The organism is Mesorhizobium sp. M2A.F.Ca.ET.067.02.1.1 (genome assembly GCF_004023285.1).
Lineage (GTDB): Bacteria > Pseudomonadota > Alphaproteobacteria > Rhizobiales > Rhizobiaceae > Mesorhizobium.
In genome coordinates, this window is the sequence record NZ_RZSB01000991.1 from 1 (window position 1) to 1,827 (window position 1,827).

2 protein-coding genes are annotated in these 1,827 nt (G+C 63.7%); both read left to right on the forward strand.

Annotation, left to right across the window (positions count from 1 at the left end; translation table 11 throughout):
• Window positions 1–339 (forward strand): small ribosomal subunit Rsm22 family protein (locus EOA28_RS34570; RefSeq protein ID WP_245501671.1); only part of this gene is annotated, 339 nt, incomplete at its 5' end.
• A 199-nt stretch (window positions 340–538) separates the two neighbouring features.
• A partial coding sequence (locus EOA28_RS34575; RefSeq protein WP_128315788.1) for a replicative DNA helicase occupies window positions 539–1,827 on the forward strand: 1,289 nt, incomplete at its 3' end.

Here is a 1,827-nt window from a genome sequence, read left to right on the forward strand (position 1 = left end):
CATATGCTGGCGCCCTGTCCCCACGCGGCGCCCTGCCCGATCACGCCGCCCGACTGGTGCCATTTCTCGCGCCGCGTCGCCCGCTCGCGCCTGCATCGCCTGGTCAAGGAAGCCGACGTGCCGTGGGAGGACGAGAAGTTCATCTATCTCGCCGCCTCCCGGCAGCCGGCGCCGGCGCGCGCCGCGCGGGTGCTGGCGCCGCCGAAAGGCGGCTCCGGCAAGGTGGTGCTGAAACTCTGCCAGCCGGACGGCAGCGCCGGCGAGCAACTGTTCAGCAAGCGCGACGGCGCCGTCTTCAAGACGGCCCGGCGCGCGGATTGGGGCGACACGCTGCGATAGGAATTTTCTTGTTTTGTTCTCGTTCGAAGCGTTATCTTCACCCTCTTCGATTCGAGTCAATGACGATTCTTTCCACCAGAAAATTTTGGCTGTGAATCGCGAGTATCAAGGTCAGTCAGAATCGTACTGTTGCAGAAAGGTCAGCATCGAATCTTCCCGTTCTGGTATCGAGGAAGGCGGGATCGAAATCGGGGACATTATGGCAGAGGCGGCACTGAAATTCGGCGCGGCGGAAACGCCGCTCTATCGCGAGGCACCGAACAACATCGAGGCCGAGCAGGCGTTGCTGGGCGCTATTCTCGTCAACAACGACGCCTTCTACAGGGTCTCGGATTTCCTCAAGCCGGCGCATTTCTACGAGCCGCTGCACCGCCGCATCTTCGAAGTCGCGTCCGAACTCATCCGCATGGGCAAGATCGCGACGCCGATCACGCTGAAGACCTTCCTTCCGGCCGACGAGAAGGTCGGCGACATGACGGTGGCGCAATATGTGGTGCGGCTCGCCGTCGAGGCCGTCACCGTCGTCAACGCCACCGACTATGGCCGCGCCATCTACGACCTTGCGACGCGCCGCGCGCTGATCACCGTCGGCGAGGACATGGTCAACATCGCCTATGACGCGCCGGTCGACATGTCGCCGTCCGAGCAGATCGAGGACGCCGAGCGCCGGCTGTTCGAGCTCGCCGAAACCGGCCGCTACGACGGCGGCTTCGAAAGCTTCAACGATGCGGTCAAGACCGCCGTCGATATGGCCAATGCCGCCTATATGCGGGACGGCCACCTCTCCGGCATCTCGACCGGTCTGCGCGACCTCGATCGCCGCATGGGCGGCCTGCAGCCTTCCGACCTTATCGTGCTGGCCGGACGCCCGGGCATGGGCAAGACCTCCTTGGCCACCAACATCGCCTTCAACATCGCCGAGGCCTACGTCCCGGCGCAGCAGGCCGACGGCACGTTCAAAGCCGCCAATGGCGGCGTCGTCGGCTTCTTCTCGCTGGAAATGTCGTCGGAGCAGCTCGCCACCCGCATCATCTCCGAGCAGACCGAGATCTCGTCGTCAAAAATCCGCCGCGGCGAGATCACCGAGATGGATTTCGAAAAGCTGGTCGCCTGCTCGCAGACGATGCAGAAGATCCCGCTGTTCATCGACCAGACCGGCGGCATTTCGATCGCGCAGCTTTCCGCCCGGGCGCGGCGCCTGAAGCGCCAGCGCGGCCTCGACCTCATCGTCATCGACTATATCCAGCTTATGCAGGGATCGAGCGCACGCGCCTCGCAGAACCGCGTGCAGGAAATCACCGAAATCACCACGGGCCTCAAGGCGCTGGCCAAGGAGCTCGGCGTGCCGATCATCGCGCTGTCGCAGCTGTCGCGCCAGGTCGAAAGCCGCGACGACAAGCGACCGCAACTCTCTGACCTGCGTGAATCCGGCTCGATCGAGCAGGACGCCGACGTGGTGCTGTTCGTCTATCGCGAGGAATATTACCT